Annotated in this window: 14 protein-coding genes; 10 read left to right on the top strand and 4 right to left on the bottom strand. The window is 49.6% G+C overall.

What is annotated here, in order from left to right:
• Positions 1-4 precede the first annotated feature (4 nt).
• Both D5085_15440 and D5085_15435 read left to right on the top strand, forming a co-directional pair.
• Positions 5-916, top strand: coding sequence for a hypothetical protein (locus D5085_15440; GenBank protein ID QEP44396.1), 912 nt, complete (start codon positions 5-7; stop codon positions 914-916).
• The gene (locus tag D5085_15435) at positions 891-2,228 is read left to right on the top strand and encodes a diguanylate cyclase (protein QEP44395.1); all 1,338 of its coding nucleotides are present in this window, start codon (positions 891-893) and stop codon (positions 2,226-2,228) included. The genes D5085_15440 and D5085_15435 overlap by 26 nt, the downstream gene beginning before the upstream one ends.
• Before the next feature lie 44 nt (positions 2,229-2,272).
• On the opposite strand, the gene D5085_15430 is transcribed toward D5085_15435, so the two are convergent.
• The 3 genes from D5085_15430 to D5085_15420 all read right to left on the bottom strand — a co-directional run bounded on the left by D5085_15430 (position 2,273) and on the right by D5085_15420 (position 6,831).
• Positions 2,273-4,141 carry a collagen-like protein gene (locus D5085_15430; GenBank protein ID QEP45188.1) on the bottom strand — a complete coding sequence of 623 codons (1,869 nt, stop codon included), beginning with the start codon at positions 4,139-4,141 and terminating at the stop codon, positions 2,273-2,275.
• A gap of 373 nt (positions 4,142-4,514) precedes the next feature.
• A complete protein-coding gene (locus D5085_15425; GenBank protein QEP44394.1) occupies positions 4,515-5,246 on the bottom strand; it encodes a hypothetical protein in 732 nt (243 codons plus the stop codon).
• A gap of 46 nt (positions 5,247-5,292) precedes the next feature.
• The gene (locus D5085_15420) at positions 5,293-6,831 is read right to left on the bottom strand and encodes a methyl-accepting chemotaxis protein (protein ID QEP44393.1); all 1,539 of its coding nucleotides are present in this window, start codon (positions 6,829-6,831) and stop codon (positions 5,293-5,295) included.
• A gap of 243 nt (positions 6,832-7,074) precedes the next feature.
• On the opposite strand from D5085_15420, the gene D5085_15415 reads away from it, so the two are divergent.
• On the top strand, positions 7,075-8,751 hold the full coding sequence (locus D5085_15415; protein ID QEP44392.1) for a hypothetical protein: 1,677 nt from the start codon (positions 7,075-7,077) through the stop codon (positions 8,749-8,751).
• A gap of 25 nt (positions 8,752-8,776) precedes the next feature.
• On the opposite strand, the gene ppx is transcribed toward D5085_15415, so the two are convergent.
• Positions 8,777-10,282 (bottom strand): exopolyphosphatase, encoded by a 1,506-nt coding sequence (ppx, locus tag D5085_15410; GenBank protein ID QEP44391.1) that lies wholly within the window; start codon positions 10,280-10,282, stop codon positions 8,777-8,779.
• Between the two features lie 300 nt (positions 10,283-10,582).
• Here ppx and nifH point away from each other — a divergent pair, with 300 nt between their 5' ends.
• The 7 genes from nifH to D5085_15375 all read left to right on the top strand — a co-directional run bounded on the left by nifH (position 10,583) and on the right by D5085_15375 (position 16,220).
• Entirely contained in the window at positions 10,583-11,458 is an 876-nt protein-coding gene (gene nifH / locus D5085_15405; protein ID QEP44390.1) for a nitrogenase iron protein, read from the top strand.
• A gap of 72 nt (positions 11,459-11,530) precedes the next feature.
• The gene (gene nifD, locus D5085_15400) at positions 11,531-13,015 is read left to right on the top strand and encodes a nitrogenase molybdenum-iron protein alpha chain (GenBank protein QEP44389.1); all 1,485 of its coding nucleotides are present in this window, start codon (positions 11,531-11,533) and stop codon (positions 13,013-13,015) included.
• A gap of 114 nt (positions 13,016-13,129) precedes the next feature.
• Complete coding sequence (gene nifK / locus D5085_15395; protein QEP44388.1) at positions 13,130-14,701, top strand: nitrogenase molybdenum-iron protein subunit beta; 1,572 nt, start codon at positions 13,130-13,132, stop codon at positions 14,699-14,701.
• Positions 14,702-14,776: 75 nt separating this feature from the next.
• On the top strand, positions 14,777-14,992 hold the full coding sequence (nifT, locus tag D5085_15390; protein QEP44387.1) for a putative nitrogen fixation protein NifT: 216 nt from the start codon (positions 14,777-14,779) through the stop codon (positions 14,990-14,992).
• A gap of 31 nt (positions 14,993-15,023) precedes the next feature.
• Positions 15,024-15,218: a ferredoxin gene (locus D5085_15385; protein ID QEP44386.1), complete on the top strand. Its 195-nt coding sequence runs from the start codon at positions 15,024-15,026 to the stop codon at positions 15,216-15,218.
• A 31-nt stretch (positions 15,219-15,249) separates the two neighbouring features.
• Entirely contained in the window at positions 15,250-15,957 is a 708-nt protein-coding gene (locus D5085_15380; GenBank protein QEP44385.1) for a dinitrogenase iron-molybdenum cofactor biosynthesis protein, read from the top strand.
• A complete protein-coding gene (locus D5085_15375; GenBank protein QEP44384.1) occupies positions 15,954-16,220 on the top strand; it encodes a hypothetical protein in 267 nt (88 codons plus the stop codon). The genes D5085_15380 and D5085_15375 overlap by 4 nt, the downstream gene beginning before the upstream one ends.
• Positions 16,221-16,283 lie beyond the last annotated feature (63 nt).

Here is a 16,283-nt window from a genome sequence, read left to right as displayed (position 1 = left end):
TATTATGCAGCAACTCACGCTATTTTTTGCTTTGATTTTGACGACTCTATTATTACAACCCGCGACTGCTGAGACGCTCTATATAAGCAGGGTTAGCAGCAATATTCAAAAAACGGTGGCGAAAATGCAGCCGATAGCCGACTATGTCATCGCAAATCGGCCCGAGCTGGGGTTTACCCAAGCGAAGGTGGTGGTGGCTGAAGATACGGCTCAACTACTCCAGTTAGCACAAAAGGGTGAGTTGCACTGGGTTAGTGAGTCGGCCTATACCGCCGCGCTACTGGTTGAGGCCAATGTGATGGTGCCGCTGTTAAATCGGCATAAAGGGGGGGTTAAAAATTATGGCTCGGTGCTGGTGGCCCATAAGCGCTATACAAGCCTAGAGCAGTTAGTTGGCGCTAAGGTTGCCACCGAGGATAGTGGTAGCTTTAGTGGTTTTTTTCTACTCTATCGCGAGTTGATGGAGAGGGGATTACCGCTCAAGCTGCTCTCATCACCGAGAGAGGATGCTGAGGCGGACTCAATTAATTTGGTCCATAGCGATGATGAGGAGAATTCGCTCTCTTGGTTGCAGCTTGATCTGGTACAGGCAGCGCTATTTAGTGATAGTGACTACCATAATCGGCAGTTTATGAGTCGTGATTGGGTAGATAAGACGCGACCACTGTTTCAGTCGAAGCAATATCCTCGTAGCATTGAACTCTTTTCAACCCAACTCTCCTCGGGGCAGCGGGAGTTATTAGTTAAGAGTCTATTAGCCTTAGCCGAGGAGGAGCCAGAGGGTAAACTCATGAGAAGTTATGATAAGACGAGCGGTTTTAATCGGCTAACCGAACGCGATTTGGAGCAGATTAATTCGATTATTGCCTTCATCAAGAGTTATCCTAGCATTGAAAAACTTTCGTACCCGAATTAGCTTAACTTTTTTTATTACCACACTATTGGTGGTTATTGTGGTGCTCGCTATTTCGATAGCGACCACCCATTTTGCGGTCAAAGGCCAACTTAAAGTAGCTAAGGAGTCTCTGAATGAGGCGGTGAAAGAGGAGGTCATTCGTAAAACGACAATTTTGATGCAAACGATGGCCGATAATCTGTTTGATCCGCTCTATAACTATCGCTTTCATGAGATTACGCGCTTACTTAAATATAGTGCGAATCATCATGAAATTTATGGTCTCTATGTGACCGATAGCGACTGGAATTTAGTCCATGATGGGAATCGTCCCTATCCTGATCATCAAACCCATATTAGTGCTGTCGATATTATACCGCTGACCGAAGGGGAGCGAATTAGAGAGGTTAGTAATGGCCACCTCATTTTCTATCAGGCAATAGGTGATCGCGAGCTCACGCTCGGCTATTTGGTGGCGGATGTCTCGACTTCGGTCGGGGAGCAGTATCAGAGCTATCTGGAGGCCTCCTTCTCTAGTTCGGTCACCAGTTTTTGGCAGCAGATGGGGCTAGTCTATCTTGCGACTATCGCGCTGGTGCTGGTGCTGGCCTTTTGGGTCGGGAAGATTCTCTCTGGTTATCTGGTTAAGCCGTTGACTGCTCTAGCGATAGCCGCAGAGAGGATTGGTCAGGGGGAGTTAGAGCATAAGATCCCCCTCGCCGGTGATCGAGAGCTGCATATTTTGGCCGAGGCGCTAGCGACAATGCAGCAGAAGCTACAGCACCATCACCATCAGGAGCGGCGGTTGGCCTATTTTGACTCTGTGACGGCGCTGCCGAATCGTCACGCTTTTCAGAAGGCGTTGTCTGAACAGGTTGAGCAGCGGCTCCCGTTTGCGCTTATGTTTTTTGATTTGGATGATTTTAAAAAGGTGAATGATACCTTAGGTCATGCGGTGGGGGATGGTCTGTTGGCCGCGTTTGGTAATCGGTTACTCAATGGGTTAAAGCAGCAGCATCAGCTTGATCTGCCTCTCTATCGTATTGGCGGAGATGAGTTTGTTATCCTATTACCCGCCGTTGAGAAGAAGCGAGAGTTAAAGGCGATTGGAGATACGGCAATCGCTGTGGTCAGTTCGCCGTTTGTGGTTGATGGGCAGCTATGCCAGATCGGTGTGAGTGTTGGAGGCGCTTTCTACCCTAAGCATGGACAGGATAGGGATACTCTTCTCCGTCATGCCGATATTGCGATGTATAAAGCGAAAAATGGGGGCAAAAATAGGTTGTCTATCTATGCTAATAGCGATGAGCAGCTTCCTGACGGGGAGTCGTAGGGGGAAGCCTCCCCCGGTGAGGGGGGAGGAGGGTTTGGTTTTATCTACTCGCTAAGACGAGTGGAGGTAATCTCATAGAGGGTGGTGGTGCCGCTGACCTCGTTGCCGATAATGAGTAGTGGCTGACCTGAAGGGCTCTTGCTAGCTTCAACAAATTTAAACCCTTCTGGGCCTAAATCTCCTGCATCGACACTGTACTCCTTAACGCCATCACCATCGCTGTCTGCGTTATCGTCAGGGTCTTTGGTCATATCACGATTATTGATATATTCGACAAAGTGTGCGTTATTGGGATTGGAGACATCATAAATCATGATGCCGCCCATTCGCTCTAGGCCGATAAAGGCGTAGGTGTGGCCGCCGATTTTACCTACGGTTAGCGCTTCTGGTTCTGGGCCTTTATTATCACTCCTATCCTCGGCTCCCTGCTCGTCATTGGTCTGATTAAAATCGGCACCATACCGCAGTGCGGTGATACGCTCAAAGTCGTTGCCTGAATCATAGACTAAAGAGCCATCCTCCATATTCCAGATAGCAAATGAGCGTCCACCATAGGTAAGTATCTTATCTGTTTTGTCATCTCCATCGACATCGCCATAGTTTAAGGTAGCGCTATGGGAGAATTTAACGCGATTGACGGTAGAGGCTAAATCGCCACCACTGGCAAAGTTTGAGAGATCAAGTTTAGCACTAGGATCTGTCGGATTATAAACGCTATTATCGAGAGCATCTTTTAGCGTAATATCATCGGCACATTCGTTATCATCAAGATTGAAGTAGAACTTACCAGTCTCACACTCTGTTTGCGAAAGCTCTTTCACCCAGTCGCTACGATCATCACCCTCATTAGCTGTTAGTAGATAGTTAATGCCATTAACGCTCATTGTGGCAATCGAATCGGGTTGATAGAGCCCAAAAGCGGGTTCGTTTTTGAGGCTGACCATCTTATCCTTGTGATTACCATCTAACTCATTGCCAGGAATAGAGTGATCTTTAAAACCAAAGGCGTATAGTTTGGTAACGCTCTTTTGGGTTAAGTCGATAACAGCAACACCGTTATTCTCTTGCAGGGCAACATAGGCAGTTTTGCTATCGCTGCTCACTGCAATATACTCCGGCTCTAAATCTTGTGCGACTGAGGCGTTATAACCATTTAGAATCAGTTTATCGGGTAATTCGCTATGACGGCTACCGCCGACATTAAAGTCTGTAAAGGTGATATTAGTGAGAGCGGTTGTTAGGGTAGTGCCATCCCAAGTGATATCTATGACAGCGACACCGCCCTCAGGATCGGGACTATAATCATCTTCAGCCGGTTCACCCTCTATGGCGCTAACCACTTGTTTACCATCGGGGGTAAAGGTGACCATATCGGGTAGAGCGCCAACTTTAACCGCTGACAGAAAGACGCTATCTGAGAGACGATAGAAGGCGATCCAGCCCTCGTCAGTTTTCGGATTCGCCTCAATCGCAACGGCTAATAGGCCGTGATAGACTGCGACACTGTTAGCGGCACCCGGTGTACCGAGGTTGTTTGAGCTAATATCGTTTGCGACATCCAGCGATTCGACGAATGATAAGTTATTAATATCCGCCGCGTTAATGATATCGATTTTACCGGATTGGGCATTAACAGTGAATATCCGTTGACTATCGGGGTCAAAAGTGACTATTTCTGCAGCGCTTTCAGCAAAAATGTTGGAGTGGTAGCGCCCCTTTTGTACCAAATGGATGAGTTGTCCGGCTCCATCCGCCCCCGCCGCTCCAGCTGGGCCTGTCGCTCCGGCTGGGCCTGTCGTACCAGCGGGGCCTGCTGCTCCATCCGCCCCCTTTTCACCATTTAAACCGTGACAGATTAATTCCGAATTATCAACTTCGCTACTATCTAAAATACCGTTACCATTTTCGTCAATACCGGTGTCGATTTGAATACCACCATTAGGGCAGAGTTCTCCTGGCGCAATCACTTTAGAGGATGCCGCAGTCGAGTTGGAATCACTTGAGGCAACGCTACTCTCATCTGTATTAGGAGTCGTTTCTGTGGTACTTCCTTCACCTATTTGAGGTGGTGTAATGGCCGAATCCCCTGTGGTTCCGCTATCTGTCGCCCCTCCTGCGGTATCCATACTCCCTTCATCATCATCTGAGAGACATCCTCCGAGAGAGAGTGTTGAACCAAGAATAATTGAGCTAATAACTTTGGGCAAAAGTTTGCGTTTAAATGCGGGCATAGTAACTCCTATATTTAGGTATGAAAAAGCGAAAATAAAAAAGAGAAAAGAGACTCTAGTTTAAGTTAACCCCATATTTTTCGATGTATCCAGTGATTTTGGCCTGATTCGACCCAAGCCAAGTATTAAACTGGGTAATAATTTCGGGATGTTTAATGGTAGCAAAGTGAAAATAACCCTGACCTACAGGAAGATTAATCGCATGAACCAAACTCTCCTGCTGATTTTGTTGTCTTAAGTGGTATCTAGCTACCGCCAAATTGGCATAGGCACCGTCAACCCTTCCACGAATAGCCTGTAGCAGTAACCCATCTAAGTCTGGGTTTTCAACTAACTTTATCTGTTTGGTATTAACTTGATCCATATATACCCATGGATAGAAACCCGAGGGGGAGCCCATCGTTTTAAAGTCAGCTAATGAGATAGTTTGCTTATCTGGTTGAGTCATAATCCCGTCGGTATAGGGGATAACGCCTTGACTATAGACAATTGTTTTGCCCGCTTTTTGATCTTTACCCCAATCGGGGCTATCGGGAAACTTAAAATCGACCTTTTCGGCTAAAAACTGGTTCAGTAGCCGTTTAACCGGCATAGCGCTATAGGTGAACTGGTGGTTATGCTCTGCGGCAAAGGCATCAAGAATATCTCTTGCAATGCCCTGACTACTATCTTTGTTATAGTAGGGAAGGTAGTCTAATGACTCCATCCCGATAGTGTACTCTCCGGCATAAGTCGTTGAGTAGAATAGTGATAGCGCCGTTATAGCAGTTAATGCGACTCTATTCATTTGAAGTTACCTTTGTGTGGCAATTGAAGATTGAAAGATGACAAGATCAGAGATCGGGATTAAATTTGAATTGACCGACAAGCGCGTTGATAGAGTTAGCCATAGTTAATAGGTTATGCGTACTCCGAGTTAGCTCTTCTGCCATATCGCTGTTATCGTTAGTAACACTGGAGATGTTGTTAATATTCTTAGTGACATCCTCAGAGACATTCGATTGCTGATTCACCGCGACGGCGATATGGGCATTCATCTGGTTAATCGTCTGTATGGCTGTCGCAATGGAGGCTAAACGACTATCGGCAAGTTTGGCTTGATCCACTGTCTCTACGCCAATATTCTTGCTGGAGTTCATCACATCGACCGCCTTTTGCGATCCGGCTTGCAGACTCTCTATCATGGTCTGAATCTCTTGGGTAGAGTCGTGGGTTCTTATCGATAGCGCTCTGACCTCATCGGCGACAACGGCAAAACCTCGCCCCTGTTCACCCGCTCTAGCCGCCTCAATGGCCGCATTAAGGGCTAACAGATTGGTCTGTTCTGCAATCCCCCTAATCACACTTAGCACCCCGACAATATTGTCAACATCGCTCTGTAGGTTATTAATGACAGAGGCGGCAAAATCGACCTCTTCTGAGAAGCGATCAATAGAGTGTGTCGCCCGCTCAAGCTCGGTTTTGGCGCTATTTGCATCACCATCGGCTTGGCTTGCCTGCTTCTCTGCATCTTCGGCATTAATGACAATCTCTTTCGCTGAGGCCGCCATTTCGGTAATAGCCGTTGCGACCATATCGATATCGTTATGTTGACGAGCGATACCTTGTTGGAAATTTTCAGTCGCACCCGATATCATATCGCTCGCCTGATTGAGTGTTTGCACCTCTTTTGCGATAGCGGCGACCACTTTTTCAACTCGCTCGGAAAATTGATTAAATCTGCGGCATAGATCCCCAATCTCATCATTACTCTCAATGGGCATTCGTTGGGTTAAATCACCATTGCCTTTAGCGATCTCCCGCATAGCGATTGCTATTTTTTTTAGCGGGTTACCCACTAAACTATAGATTAAAAAATATAGGATAGCCGTTGTGATGAGATCAAGAACAATAATTTGAATAATGATATTTATCCTTATTGAGGAGAGCCGCTGTTGCATCGGTGCTAGGTCGGGCTGAATAACGGCTTTACCTACCGCCGATTGAGTCGAGCCGTCGCTATAGGTCATCTTCATCTCTTGGGCTTCACTATCGTGCTGCGGGGGCTGCTTTCGTATCTCCCAGCGTCCATCGGCTAGAGAGATGGCGGCTGATAACACATTGTTGCTATCATCATAGGCAGTAATGGATTGAATGTAGTGAGATTTTGCCTCTGAGAGGAGGATTTTATCCACCAGTTCAGTCTGAAAGTTCCACAGGGCGGTCGGTAGGGCGAGAGAGAGCCGCTCACTGGTCTGCTCTAGCTGAAAAGCGAGCTCTTGCTGTAGCTCCTGTTTGGTTGAGTAGTAGTTGACTGCGCCATTAATGATCAAAATCAGTGTAATAGAGGGGATGATCCAGTAGATAATCTTTAGGTGTATCGGGATGCGCATAGTTGGGTACCGCTGACATTGAGTTGGCTAAATTGAATTTCAGCCTAACAGAATTATGTTACATTTTCTTTGCTTTGAGGTTATATTTTTTGGATTCAATTTTTTTTATTATTTTTTTAATAATTATTTAATATTAAAGTATTTTTTATTTAACTATACTCTCATGATTTTGACTAATTTGTGCTGCTACAGTGGCCACCATTCACATTCCTTTGAATAATTCCGTATTTTGGAGTATGCCAGATGAGTCAAGATAGTCGTAAAGATGAGCGCTCGAACCTGATTACCTGTCTTTGGGAGCTAAAAAGCGCCATGGAGGAGTCGGGAGATACCAAATTTGTTCACTACAACATGATGTTGCGTGACGATAACTACCGCAAGGAGCTGATTGAGAAGGGGGTAAGCTCTACCAATGAGAGTGTGGTTAAACTTGCTAAACAGGTAGAGCAGATCAATCTGCCGGGGAGCCTGATTGGCGAAGATGCACGCGAAAACTATGCCGGCCCCGATGCCGATTCGGCTCAACTTCGACAAGCGGCGAACTCCGCCCCTTCGCCAGTGCCAGAGCGACAGGTCGAACCGCAGCGAGAGAGCGATAATCGGCCCGGAATGAAGGCGGGATTTTCCGCCGGTATTGCCGCCGTGGTGCTGCTTATTGCCGCCGGTATCGTCTTTGCCACCTATTTTCAGCCTAAATTGAGCAAAGAGCAGCTAGTTAACGGCTCTATCTATGGTCAGACGATCTGGTCTGCCGATAAGAGTTGGATTTTGGAGGGGCTGGTCTTTGTGGAGAGTGGAGCGCAGTTAACTATTGAGCCGGGCACTCAAATTTTGGCAAAGCCGGGGGCGGCGCTCATCGTAACTCGGGATGCAACCATTGATGCTAGAGGGGCGGCTGATAATCCAATTCTTTTTAGCAGCGCGAAAGAGCCGGGACTAAGATCGCCGGGGGATTGGGGCGGAGTGGTGCTGCTCGGCAATGCACCGATTAATACCCGCGTTGAGCATATTGAGGGGATTAGTAAAGATGATCCCCGGGGCGGTTTTGGGGGCAGCGATACCTTCTCTAACTGCGGTGTGATGCAGTATGTTCGCATTGAGTTTGCAGGACACGAAATTTCGGCTAACAATGAGCTAAACGGGCTGACCCTCGGCGGCTGTGGGGAGTCAACCATTATTCGCTTTGTGCAGATTCATAAGGCGCTTGATGATGGCTTAGAGCTCTTTGGGGGGACGGTGAATATTCGTAACATATTGGTTACTCAACCGGGGGATGATGGCCTTGATTGGGATCGGGGCTGGCAAGGCAATGGCCAGTTCATTGTGGTGCAGATGGGGAGTCGCTCCGGCGATAATGCGATTGAGGCCGATAACTACGGTAAGGATCACCATAGTGAGCCACGCTCTAAGCCCTTTCTCTCTAATGTGACTCTGGTTGGTTCGCTAGATTCGACTAAATCACAACGGGGGATGGTGCTACGGCGCGGTACAGCGGGTGATTTTCGCAATATGGCGATCTTTGGCTTTACCTCAGAGGCGATCGATATTCGCGACTCAGCGACTGTGGCTCAAATCGAGTCGGGGGAGCTCTCCTTTAAGGGGTTGATGATAGATGATAACTCCAGCCGATTTAATGATGAGGGGGGAGAGAACGACGATGATGGTGGATTTAGCGAGACAGAGTTCTTTGCCAGTATCGTGCAACGGGGTCAAATTGGTGATATGGATGATCTACCTACCGATATCTATAGCCTGACCAAACCGAAGTTTACTCCGCTCAATAAACGCAATGTGACCAAATACGCCGTAGCGATTACGCAGGGGGAGTTTTGGGATGAAGCGGCCAACTATCTAGGGGCGATGCGACCGGAGAACTATAATAGCTGGATAGATGGCTGGGCTGCCTATCCAGATCGATAGATTAGAGAGTGGCTTGTCTCACCCTCTAATCGAAGCGTAGGAGATAGTCGGCGGAGGCGAGATAGCGAGCTTCCGCCCGAAGTTCAGTAGCGGTCAGAGGGTGCTCACCAAGCCAGCCAGAGGGGAAGTGGAGTTGTAACTGGTTATCGTCAACCTCAATCGTCAACGGCTCTTTAAAGGCGTGGCTACGACCACGATGGAGTAGTACCGCGATCCTTAAGATAATACAGAGACGCAGGGCGCACGGCTGCTGCGTCTCGGGCAGCGCTTGAAAATGATAGAGGGTCAATTTGCGCCGATGGTTGCGTACCAAAGTGGCCAACATCTGCTGCTGCTGCTTAGAGAAGCCGGGCATATCGGCGTGTTCCAGAATATAGCCGCTATGTTTGTGAAAGGCCGTATGGGAGAGGGCAAGGCCAATTTCGTGTAGCTGTGCCGCCCAGAGCACCATTTTGGTCTGGAGCGGCTGTGCTAGCTGCCACTTTTCAGCGACCTGCCCCATAATGAGGCGGCAGGTCGTCTCAATATGTTTAATTTGCCGACTATCGAGATGGAAGCGTTTACTAAATGCCGCAACCGTTCGATCGCGAATATCGATATCTTGCCTCACCCCCTGTAGCTCATAAAGCACCCCTTCTCGTAGCGCGAGATCGGAGACCTGCATCTGCTTAATATTGAGCGATTTGAACAGGGCGCTAAGTACCGCTACCCCACCGACAAAGACTGGTCGGCGCTCCTCAGTCAACCCTTCGAGCTGTAGCTTATCGATACTGCCGGCGCTAATTAGCGCTTGGCGTAGTATTTTAAGCGCCTTGCGGCTGATCCCCTCAACCGACCACTCATGGGCGGCGACAACGCTCTGTATCGCTTTGATAGTTCCCGAACTGCCGACCGCTTCGTGCCACTGACTCTTCTCAAACTGAGTGCGGTAGGGGCGGATCTCGACACGAGCTGCGATAATGGCCTCCCTCATCGCTTCGGCGGTGATCTCACCGTTGGCAAAAAAGCGCTGGCTGAAACTGACACAGCCCATAGCACAGCTCTCTCGCTGCTGTGACTGCATTCGGCGACCGATAATGAGTTCGGTACTGCCGCCACCGATATCGACCACTAAGCGGGGTTGAGCCGAGGTCGCTAGGCCGTGGGCAACGCCTAGATAGATGAGACGCGCCTCCTCGCGGCCCGAAATAATCTCAATCGGATGGCCTAGCGCCGCCTCGGCCTGCTGTAGAAACTGGCCATTATCATTCACCTGACGCAGAGTATTGGTACCGACGGCACGGACATCGCCATAACCTAAGTGGCTAACTCTCTGACCAAAGCGGGAGAGGCAGGCTAATGCTAGATCGCGAGCCTCGGGGGTTATTTGGTTCTCTTCGGTTAAGCCGGCCCCGAGTCGAACCATCTCTTTAATACGATCGATAATCTGCAGTTCGCCGTTGACGATCTGAGCGACCACCATGTGGAAGCTGTTAGAGCCGAGATCGATAGCAGCAATTGTCGTCTCTGGCGTTGATTCGGAAAAAGTCATCGTGATCCCCCTAGGTAACCGTTGGGGGGAATTATGCCCGATGGGGGCTAAAATTGACAGCTCTGTCTGATCTGCCACAAACCCCACACATTTTGTGGCCTTTTGTTCAACAATCGCTGTCGCCTTGAGGCCGATTTCTTAATGTTTTTTATTTTTTAAAACAAATAGTTAAAATATATTTCAAAAGCTGGCATAGCAGTTGCTTTTAACCCTAGCGAGTGCAGCGGAACTCAATGAACCGTTGTAACGGACAGATTTTTTTCAGTCCTGGTGATAGGTGAAAACTTAAGGAGATAGATTATGGCACTGCGTCAATGTGCGATTTACGGTAAAGGTGGTATCGGCAAGTCAACCACAACTCAAAACTTGGTCGCTGGTCTAGCGGAGTTAGGTAAGAAGGTGATGATTGTGGGTTGTGATCCTAAAGCGGATTCGACTCGACTGATTCTCCACTCTAAAGCACAAAACACGATTATGGAGATGGCTGCTGAGGCCGGAACCGTTGAAGACCTCGAGTTGGATGATGTGCTAAAGACCGGTTACGGTGACATTAAGTGCGTTGAGTCGGGTGGGCCTGAGCCGGGTGTAGGCTGTGCCGGTCGTGGTGTTATTACGGCGATTAACTTCCTCGAAGAGGAGGGTGCCTACGAAGAAGATCTCGATTTCGTCTTCTATGATGTATTGGGTGATGTGGTTTGTGGTGGTTTTGCCATGCCGATTCGTGAGAATAAAGCCCAAGAGATCTACATTGTCTGCTCTGGTGAGATGATGGCGATGTATGCGGCTAACAATATCGCCAAAGGGATTGTGAAGTATGCCAATTCCGGTGGCGTGCGTCTGGCCGGTTTGATCTGTAACAGCCGTAACACCGCGCGTGAAGATGAGCTGATTATGGAGTTGGCGCGCCAACTCGGCACTCAAATGATCCACTTTGTACCGCGTGACAATGTGGTGCAACGCGCCGAGATTCGTCGTATGACTGTTATTGAGTACGATCCGAAAGCTAAACAGGCGCAACAGTATCGCGATCTAGCTCAGAAGATTATCGACAATAAAATGCTGGTTATTCCCACTCCCATCACCATGGATGCGCTCGAAGAGCTGCTCATGGACTTCGGCCTCATGGATGAAGAGGATGAGAGCATTATTGGTAAAGCCGCTGCTGCTGAAGCGTAACCTAATCCGATTCACCCGTTTTTTCATACCCGAGTATCCACGCATGAGTGGTATCGGGTAGAGGAGTAAACTATGTCTGCAATGACTCAAGAAGAGACCCAAGCCTTAATCCAAGAGGTGCTGGAGGTCTATCCCGAGGCGGCGAAAAAAGATCGCGCCAAACACTTAACCGTCAACGATCAGTCGGTTGAGCAGTCGAAAAAGTGTATTACCTCCAACCGTAAATCGCTCCCCGGCGTCATGACCATTCGTGGTTGTGCCTATGCCGGCTCGAAAGGGGTGGTCTGGGGGCCGATTAAAGATATGATCCATATCTCTCATGGCCCTGTCGGCTGTGGCCAATACTCTCGTGCCGGTCGGCGGAACTACTATGTCGGTACGACCGGGATCAACACCTTCGGCACCATGAATTTCACCTCCGATTTTCAGGAGAAGGATATCGTCTTCGGCGGCGATAAGAAGCTAGCGAAGATAATGAACGAAATCGAGCAGCTCTTTCCGCTCAATAAGGGGATTACGGTGCAGTCGGAGTGCCCTATCGGTCTGATTGGCGACGATATCGAAGCGGTCGCCAAAAAGAGCGCTAAAGAGATTCAAAAGCCGATCGTGCCGGTGCGTTGCGAAGGTTTTCGTGGCGTCTCACAGTCGCTCGGCCACCATATCGCTAACGATGCTGTACGCGACTGGGTGCTAGGGAATCGCGATAACGATCACAGCTTTGAATCAACCCCTTACGATGTCACCATTATTGGCGATTACAATATCGGTGGCGATGCTTGGTCTTCGCGCACACTGCTAGAGGAGATGGGGCTGAGAGTTATCGCCCAGTGGTCTGGCGATGGGACGCTAGCTGAGATGGAGAATACCCCTAAAGCGAAGCTCAATCTGCTCCACTGCTACCGCTCCATGAACTATATCTCCCGCCACATGGAGGAGAAGTACGGTATCCCGTGGATGGAGTATAACTTCTTCGGCCCGAGCAAAATCGCCGAGTCGTTGCGCAAAATCGCCGGCTTCTTTGATGCCACCATTCAGGCCAATACCGAGAAGGTGATTGAGAAGTATAAAGCCGAATATGAGGCGGTCATTGCCAAATATCGTCCCCGTCTCGAAGGTAAGCGGGTAATGCTCTATGTCGGAGGGCTGCGCCCACGCCATATTATCGGTGCCTACGAAGATTTGGGCATGGAGGTAGTCGGAACCGGCTACGAGTTTGCCCATAACGACGACTATGACCGTACCATTAAAGAGATGGGTAACGCGACTCTAATCTATGACGATGTCACCGGTTATGAGTTTGAGGAGTTTGTCAAAAAGGTGAAGCCCGATCTTATCGGTTCCGGGATTAAGGAGAAGTATATCTTCCAAAAGATGGGGATCCCCTTTAGACAGATGCACAGCTGGGACTACTCTGGCCCCTATCACGGCTACGATGGTTTTGCCATCTTTGCCCGTGATATGGATATGACCCTGAATAACCCGTGCTGGAAAAAGATTAAGGCCCCTTGGCTAGCGAGTAGCGATGCGGCTGCTGAAGCAGCCACTGCTGGTGCCTAACTAACGCCTAAATGGCGCGATTAGCAGCGCCTAGATCGCTGCTAATCGCCCCCACTGTTATCGTTATTAACCTAAGCTGTGTTCACAGATTAGTGGCGCGGCAGGAGAGAAGTCATGAGTCAAGCTGTTGAGAAGATCGCCCCGAGTTATCCGCTGTTTCGTCAGGAAGAGTATAAAGAGACCCTGAAAAACAAGCAGGAGCTGTTTGAAGAGAAGGTACCGCAGGAGAAGATAGAAGAGGTCTTCCAGTGGACGACCACTGCTGAGTATCAAGAGATTAACTTTAACCGTGAAGCACTCACGGTCAACCCCGCTAAAGCGTGTCAGCCTTTAGGTGCCGTACTCTGTGCTTTAGGATTTGAGAAGACACTGCCCTATGTCCATGGTTCACAAGGGTGTGTCGCCTACTTCCGTACCTACTTTAACCGCCACTTTAAAGAGCCGGTCGCCTGTGTTTCCGACTCTATGACCGAAGATGCGGCAGTCTTTGGTGGACAGAAGAATATGTTTGCCGGCCTAGAGAACGCCAAAGCGCTCTACAAGCCGGAGATGATCGCCGTTTCGACTACCTGTATGGCTGAAGTTATCGGTGATGATCTGAACGCCTTTATCGGTAACACCAAAAAAGAGGGCTATATTGAGGCCGACTTCCCGACCCCCTTTGCCCACACCCCCAGTTTTGTCGGTAGCCACACCACCGGCTGGGATAATATGTTTGAGGGGATTCAGCGCTACTTTACCCTAAACTACATGGAAGATAAAAAGGTCGGCTCTAACGGTAAAATCAATATCGTTCCCGGCTTTGAGACCTACCTAGGCAACTATCGGGTGATCAAGCGGATGATGGAGCAGATGGGGGTTGAGTATAGCCTACTCTGCGATCCCTCTGAAGTGCTCGATACCCCCGCCGATGGCGAGTATCGGATGTATGATGGCGGCACCACTATTGCACAGATGCAAGATGCTCCAAATGCTATCGATACACTGCTGTTACAGCCGTGGCAGCTAGTTAAGGCACGCAAATTTGTCAAGACCACTTGGAAGCAGCCGGCGAGTGATATCACTATTCCGATGGGGCTAGAGGCAACTGACGAGTTTTTAATGAAGGTATCAGAGCTGACCGGTAAGCCCATCCCCGACTCATTGACTCGTGAGCGTGGGGTGCTGGTCGATATGATGACCGATAGTCACGCTTGGCTTCACGGCAAGAAGTTTGCTCTCTATGGCGATGCCGACTTTGTGCTGGGGCTGACCCGCTTCTTACTGGAGATAGGTGCCGAACCGACCGATGTGCTCTGTAACCACGCGAACAAGCGCTGGAAGAAGTCGTTGGAGGAGATCTGCAAGGCCTCACCCTACGGTCAAAATACCCAAGTGCACATTAGTAAAGATCTGTGGCACTTCCGCTCACTGGTGTTTACCAACAAGCCAGACTTTATGATTGGCAACTCCTATGGTAAATTTATTCAGCGCGATACGCTGCATAAGGGGAAAGAGTTTGAGGTGCCGCTGATTCGTATCGGCTTCCCCATCTTCGATCGTCACCACCTCCATCGGGATACCACTTTAGGGTACGAGGGGGCGATGTATATGCTCAAAACCATTACCAATGCAGTGCTAGAACGGCTCGACGAGGAGACTCGCGGCATGGGTACGACCGACTACAACTACGATTTAGTTCGCTAGTTGCCACTCCTATTGAAGAGGGAGCTGGCCGAAACCGGCTCTCTCTTCCCGCAGCTATAACGGGAGGTAATCACCGTGCCCAATGTGATGATACGAGTGAAAGATAACGGCAATCTGCTCTTCTATGTCGCTAAAAAAGATCAGGAAGATGAGATCGCCAAAGTCGAAGTCGATAGTGAGACTAGCTGGGGAGGGGAGGTGGAGCTAACCGATGGTTCCCGATACTATATCGATCCCATCTCACCCAGACCCGAATTTCCCACCACGCTACGCTTTAAGCGTGCTGAGTAACTTCTAAATTCCATTAATGAGGTAATTTGCCATGGCCTATAAAATTGTTCGTGATATCTGCACTGCCTGTGGTGACTGTGAGCCGGTCTGCCCGACTAACTCTATAAAGCCATTCAAAGGGGTCTATGCGATCGACGCTGAGAGCTGTACTGAGTGCGAGGGTGACCACGATGTGCCGCAGTGTCTTGATGTCTGTATGGAAGATGACTGTATCGTTGCTGCCTAAACCCGATAACCGCCTGTAAGGAGAGATCACCATGGCCACGCCCCCTCTATCCGATGCCATTGCGCTGCGTATTGCCTTAGCCTCTAAAGCGATTCCTGAGGGTAGTGCCGCGCAGCTATTGAGAGTGCTTGATGAGCTTATCGGTCTGCCGCCGACCGAAACCAAGTTAGCACAGCTAAGCGTTAAGCAGCTCAAGAGCGCCGCAGAGGGGGAGTTGGCCGAGGTCGATAGCGATATTTTGAAACAGGTCGTTGCGTTGCTAAAGGGGGAGGGGGGAGAGAGTGTTCCCGAACTACCCACTATTGAACCCTATCAGCTCGGTGAACTAGGCGACTCAATTCGAGTCGCCTTTGCTAGCGACAGTGGCCGCCTAATCGACGGCCACTTTGGCTCCTGTCGCTACTACCTCATCTATCAAGTCGCGGTCGAGGCGACAAAATTGGTCGATATTCGGGAGGTGGATCGCGACGCCGAGGCTGAGGATAAAAATGGCTATCGAGCCGGGTTGATTAACGACTGCCAACTGCTCTTTGTCGCCTCTATCGGCGGCCCTGCTGCGGCCAAGGTGGTTCGTGCTGGTATTCACCCGTTAAAAAAGGCGCAGGGTGGGGCGATTGATGACCACCTTAAAGAGTTACAGCAAGCGATTGCGACGACGCCGCCACCGTGGTTAGCCAAAGCGATGGGGCAGAGCCCCGAGCAGCGGGTGCGTTTCGAGCGGGAGGGGGTCGAGGCATGATTAGTGCAACTCAGCTACAGGCCGTCAGCGAGCAGTTACAGCAGCGGGGACTCTCTGAGGCGACCCTCTCTGAGCTACGACAGCAGTTTAGCGAGATTCACTTCACCTACTGTAGTGATGATGATATTACGATTGAGACGGCAGCCCTCTCCCATCCGACCTTTAATCTCTACCTTGTCGATAGCCGCAACCACTGTCTTAACTTAACCACCGATAGCGAGGTGGCGACCGGTATTGTGGTGGCTGAAGTCGAACAAGAGTAACCTACGGTGAGTGGTGCGACCGACCAAAACAGGGCTGTCGGCGGCCAGTGTGCGAACTGTCCC

The organism is Ectothiorhodospiraceae bacterium BW-2, assembly GCA_008375315.1.
Classification (GTDB): domain Bacteria; phylum Pseudomonadota; class Gammaproteobacteria; order Thiohalomonadales; family Thiohalomonadaceae; genus BW-2.
This window is presented reverse-complemented; position numbering and strand designations above follow the sequence as displayed.

Coding starts and splice junctions, on each gene's coding strand:
- D5085_15440 (QEP44396.1), top strand. CDS start 5: ATGCAGCAACTCACGCTATTTTTTGCTTTGATTTTGACGACTCTATTA.
- D5085_15425 (QEP44394.1), bottom strand. CDS start 5,246: ATGAATAGAGTCGCATTAACTGCTATAACGGCGCTATCACTATTCTAC.
- D5085_15420 (QEP44393.1), bottom strand. CDS start 6,831: ATGCGCATCCCGATACACCTAAAGATTATCTACTGGATCATCCCCTCT.
- D5085_15415 (QEP44392.1), top strand. CDS start 7,075: ATGAGTCAAGATAGTCGTAAAGATGAGCGCTCGAACCTGATTACCTGT.
- ppx (QEP44391.1), bottom strand. CDS start 10,282: ATGACTTTTTCCGAATCAACGCCAGAGACGACAATTGCTGCTATCGAT.
- nifH (QEP44390.1), top strand. CDS start 10,583: ATGGCACTGCGTCAATGTGCGATTTACGGTAAAGGTGGTATCGGCAAG.
- nifD (QEP44389.1), top strand. CDS start 11,531: ATGTCTGCAATGACTCAAGAAGAGACCCAAGCCTTAATCCAAGAGGTG.
- nifK (QEP44388.1), top strand. CDS start 13,130: ATGAGTCAAGCTGTTGAGAAGATCGCCCCGAGTTATCCGCTGTTTCGT.
- D5085_15385 (QEP44386.1), top strand. CDS start 15,024: ATGGCCTATAAAATTGTTCGTGATATCTGCACTGCCTGTGGTGACTGT.
- D5085_15380 (QEP44385.1), top strand. CDS start 15,250: ATGGCCACGCCCCCTCTATCCGATGCCATTGCGCTGCGTATTGCCTTA.
- D5085_15375 (QEP44384.1), top strand. CDS start 15,954: ATGATTAGTGCAACTCAGCTACAGGCCGTCAGCGAGCAGTTACAGCAG.